The organism is Candidatus Thiosymbion oneisti (assembly GCF_900092655.1).
Classification (GTDB): Bacteria; Pseudomonadota; Gammaproteobacteria; order Chromatiales; family Chromatiaceae; genus Thiosymbion; species Thiosymbion oneisti.
In genome coordinates, this window is sequence record NZ_FLUY01000484.1 from 1 (window position 1) to 4,506 (window position 4,506).

5 protein-coding genes and 1 pseudogene are annotated in these 4,506 nt (G+C 48.1%); 5 read left to right on the forward strand and 1 reads right to left on the reverse strand.

Annotation, left to right across the window (positions count from 1 at the left end; genetic code table 11):
• Window positions 1-778: 778 nt before the first annotated feature.
• The 5 genes from BQ17_RS04695 to BQ17_RS20280 all read left to right on the forward strand — a co-directional run bounded on the left by BQ17_RS04695 (window position 779) and on the right by BQ17_RS20280 (window position 3,119).
• Window positions 779-1,591 carry a DUF5677 domain-containing protein gene (locus tag BQ17_RS04695; RefSeq protein WP_141699107.1) on the forward strand — a complete coding sequence of 271 codons (813 nt, stop codon included), beginning with the start codon at window positions 779-781 and terminating at the stop codon, window positions 1,589-1,591.
• Between the two features lie 141 nt (window positions 1,592-1,732).
• On the forward strand, window positions 1,733-2,011 hold the full coding sequence (locus BQ17_RS04700; RefSeq protein WP_089724719.1) for a type II toxin-antitoxin system RelE/ParE family toxin: 279 nt from the start codon (window positions 1,733-1,735) through the stop codon (window positions 2,009-2,011).
• Complete coding sequence (locus tag BQ17_RS04705) at window positions 2,011-2,304, forward strand: HigA family addiction module antitoxin (RefSeq protein ID WP_089724721.1); 294 nt, start codon at window positions 2,011-2,013, stop codon at window positions 2,302-2,304. The genes BQ17_RS04700 and BQ17_RS04705 overlap by 1 nt, the downstream gene beginning before the upstream one ends.
• 80 nt (window positions 2,305-2,384) lie before the next feature.
• Entirely contained in the window at window positions 2,385-2,639 is a 255-nt protein-coding gene (locus BQ17_RS20275; protein WP_141699108.1) for a hypothetical protein, read from the forward strand.
• A 195-nt stretch (window positions 2,640-2,834) separates the two neighbouring features.
• Window positions 2,835-3,119: a hypothetical protein gene (locus BQ17_RS20280; protein WP_141699109.1), complete on the forward strand. Its 285-nt coding sequence runs from the start codon at window positions 2,835-2,837 to the stop codon at window positions 3,117-3,119.
• A 316-nt stretch (window positions 3,120-3,435) separates the two neighbouring features.
• Here the strand turns inward: BQ17_RS20280 and BQ17_RS21490 are convergent.
• Window positions 3,436-4,506, reverse strand: a pseudogene (locus tag BQ17_RS21490) (ATP-binding protein); the annotation flags it as partial.

Consider the following 4,506-nt stretch of genomic DNA (forward strand, 5'->3'; position numbering starts at 1 on the left):
CATTATTGCAATCTAAAACAACGAGTTATGGAGCGAATGAGCGGCCACGATGCCCTAATGGCTCGTTCCCACGCTCCCGCGTGGGAATGCCGTTGTGGCCACTCCAGCGGCCAAGGTTTCATGACGTTGGAGCGTCAAGATCCCTCCTCCGTCGGGACAGGCTTGCTCCCACGCTGGAGCGTGGGAGCCAGAGGCTGATTTGTGGGGATACTTCAGGGGCAGACCACGTTTTTTGTTATCATTTGTAAAGCTGCGGGGCACTCGAGGGTCCCAGATGGAAATTCGCCGTAGTTGTTCGCTGGAAAAGAGCGAGGTAACAAGAAGAAGCAATCATTGTGGTATATAAGGCGTTTCGACGTACTTAAACACGGCGACTCGCCGTCTATTACCTGTTAAGCGCTCACACCACAGTAAAGAATTCAAAGAAAATTCATTATTAGGAGATAGATAAAAAACCAAAATCATGATAAGAGTGAAGCATCCGCTGAACGGCAGCATAACATGCGTTGATGCAGACCGTTCAGCGGATGCTTCACCCTGCTCGATGATATGCATGATTTTGATTTTTTATCGGTTGGTCCTAAAAGGCATTTTTCTTGGGTTAAAAATACACGGAACATGCGCGTTTAACAAATCGCTGAAGCTGACGGCATTTGCTCCGAGTGCAGCATAGTAAAAATCCTAATACCATTTGTTAATTGGGTTTATTCCAGTAAGCTGCACTAGCGTCGCAAATGCCGCAGCTTAGCTCCACCGTTAGATGTTTGGAGAGTACTTAGTGAAAAGGGATCCAGAAGAAGAGCTCCCCATATTGCTGCATCATGCAAAGCAGTTATTTGAATACTGCGATGAAGCATTAAGTGACACTATCAAAATGAAAGAATCAGATCATTTCGGATTTATGATCTTATGTTTTGTCTTTACACAATTTGAGCATTTTAGGTCTGTTATTACTTTGATAGAGGCAGGGTCTTTCTCTGATTCAACTGCAATATCTAGAATGATGCTAGAAGGTATGGCTATTCTTCACTGGGTAAAAAACAACAGCCCTGAAGAAAAGGCGTTGTTATGGCGAGGGTTTGCGCTAGTAACGGACTATAAAACAATCCAAGAGATGAAGAAAAAAGGCGAAAACTACGATCCGAGCTATGAGGATGAGTTACTAGCTCGAATAGAGGAATTAGGTAGCCCTTATCTGACAAAGAAAGCGAGAAATACCGGTATAGATAGCGTGAGTGATCCATTTCAGGATACATGGTTAATTACGGAGTCAGGTCAAAAAATCACAAGAGGTGAGATATTTAGAGAGGCTGGCGGGGATGATTTATATTCACTCTATAGTGATTTTTCACAATGGGCACATTGGACACCTAAAGGCCTTGGTCATAGCATTAAACGGAGGCCAGAAGGGGTTACGTTCGATGCTCAGTCATTTAATTCGGCTGCCCAGGCGTGCTCAGTAGCTACGCACTCAATGGGGCATGTAATGAATATTCTTGATGAGCACTTTAAATTAGCCTTGGAGTCTAGCCTTGAGCAGCTAAAAACTGAATATTTGGGCGACTTAAAAATAGATAAAACATCTAACTAAAGCATTTAACTCGGACGTTTTTCCGCAGTGTTTTTATTGTGCTAAAAAAAGCCTAGCACAATAAAAACTCTACTACAAAACGCCGGTTAATGCTGGCGTTAGGCGGTTTGACACTGTTGCGCAACATGCTACACTTACTGAATGATCAAGTCCTTCAAGCACAAGGGCCTAGAGAAATTCTATGTTTCTGGCAGTACTAAAGGCATTCAGGCAAAACAAACAAATAAGCTTCGTATGCAGCTTGCTGCCTTAGATACTGCCCACCACATTGAAGACCTTGATATCCCTGGCTATCGGCTACACCAGCTCAAAGGCAACCTCAAAGGACTATGGTCTATTACTATAAATGCCAACTGGCGCATCACTTTCGAGTTCTCCGATGGTAATGTATATATTGTTAATTATGAGGATTATCACTAATGGCTATGCACAACCCTCCGCACCCCGGCGAGTTCATTCAGGCCACTTATATGCAGCCATTTAATTTAAGTTGCCGCTATTTAGCTGAGCAACTGAACGTAGCCGCTTCCACCCTTAACAGGGTATTAAAAACTCAGAGTAGTATTAGCCCTGAAATGGCAATACGCCTTTCAAAAGCTTTAGGCCGTAGCCCTGAAAGCTGGCTTGCCATGCAGGATGCATATGATCTTTGGCAGGCAAAAAAGCGGGTCAAGCTTGGCAGTGTCCACAAAGTTAAAGTAAACGCCGCATAACAAGCCACTTCAGCTGACTGGCTATGCCGGCGGCTGAATTCAGTCGTTAGCGTTTCAATCACTCAATACCAGTTGATCATTTGATTATTTCTACTGAAGGCTACTACAGTTATGTAAAAAACGGATTGTTTGAGAAAATTCATGGTAGCAAAAAATTTATGATTCGCGCAATTGCTGAAGAAATATATCGGAATGAAGGCAAAAAAGAGGGAGAAGAGAAAGGACGAAGAGAGGAAAAAATTGAAATGGCAAAGGTAATGAAGCAAGAAAAAGTCAGTATAACGATTATTGCTAAAGCTTCAGGGCTTTCAATCGAAGAGATTAAAAAACTATAAGGCCGAGAGAGAAAAGGAGCCAGGGTCAATTGACGGGTCGTTTTTCACAGATCATTCGCCTAACATTCGGCTGCAAGCGACCCAATGCCGCGGTCCGGCTCCTCAGCAACTTTCAAGCTCAGTGCCACATGGCATTGGGCGCCCGAGCCAAACCGTCAGGCCAGTAATGCCATTACGAAGGGGGAGACCAAATCAATGTCTAATCACAGCGGTAGCTATATGTTAAACGATGTACTTAACACGCTCCAACGATATTCGGTATTCGATGCCTTGGGCAAAGAAAAAACACAAGCCATGGTTATTGAGATAATTAAAATGTCACAACAATATGATTACAACCCAGGAGAAATATTGGAAAATATGGATGAGCGTTTAGGTATTTGTCACTTCTGTCTAAGCCCTGCAGATGAATTTCATGATGGAATATGCAAAAAATGCCATGAACGGCTAGTAGCTAAACATGGGTACCTTGAAAAATAGGTGTTTCCACCAACCAAGAGCCCCTAAGCCACTGATTATTCATGTGCTCCGTTGACGAAAATCGTATTTCTCAAGGCAACAGTGTCCGGTTCCAACTTAGGGCGCCTGGATTCCGGCAACACTTACCGGAATCACGAGGTGGGGGCTGAACGGTTACGATGCGGTTCGCTACGGGCGTCCTTGCCAGCTTAGCTCACCGCATCCTACGGCTCTGCCCAGTCTACTCGCTTCTTCTTTTCCCGGTAGGCCCGTTTACCAGGAACTACTCATAGGCTGACTTCTTCCATCATTCATCATTCATCACAGAGGCATCGGCTCACATCCCCCACACCCCGATCCGGTGCTCCCCATACCGCTCTTGCCTGACCAAGATCTTTTCTTCCCACGGCAGCTCCGGGGTGCGATCAAAGACGACCAGATAGCCCTCGTCGGTCCCGACCCGGTCCATATAATCGGCGGTCTGTGCCAGGCCCTCTTTGATCGTTGCCGCCAGGGATTTGTGTAGGAGCTTGAGCTCGATGACCGCCCGTTGGACTGGGCCATGGAAGCCCTGAGTCTCATCCAGAGGCCACTGCACCAACAGATCGGTGCGGCGACGTCCTAGCCCATACTCCCGATCGATGCGCCCGCCGCTGTTGACGATGCGCTGCAGGAACGACTGCATCAAGAGCTGCGGTCCGGCCTCTTTGTAGTCGAAACGATTGGCCCAGCTATCACCGTTCTCCCGGAAGAACTGTTGGAAGGCATCGAGCAGCTTGGGGAGGTCGAGCCGCCTGCCTTCCTTGAGATACCAAGCGGTCTCCTGCGGGATCAGGACCTGGGTGGTCCAGGTCAGGGTACGGGGGATCACCTCCCGGTAGATGGGGTTGGCGACGGCAAGTTGGGGGCGAACCCGGATGAGGCCGAGGTCTTCCACATATTGCAGGTCGTCCTCCGGAATCACGGCGTCTGCTGCCAACGTATCGGCCAGCAACCTGCCGATGACTCGCTGGACCCGTGCCTCTTTGAGTTTGTCCCCTAACTGATCGAGATGGGTATCCCGCCGCTCGATGAGCCGCTCCCGGGCATCGAGCATGTCTGTCAGGGTGATGGGACAACTGCGATCCCGTGCCGCTTTGGCCCTGAAACAGGCCTCGTAGCCCATGGCATTGACCAGCCAAGGCTGACCGCCGGTCTGCTCGAAGACATAATCGATCACCCCGGCTTCGAACAGCTGTCCGGTCGCCTCGGTATGTTGGGTGTAGAGAAGGGCAACCTCCTCGTGACTGAAGTTCCCCAACCGAAGCGACTCGGATTTGATGTTGAAGGCGCTGCCGCCGGTGATGATCTGGTGGTCGCCGTCATGGATACGATAATCCCGCACATCCCGCACGCCGCATAACAGAAC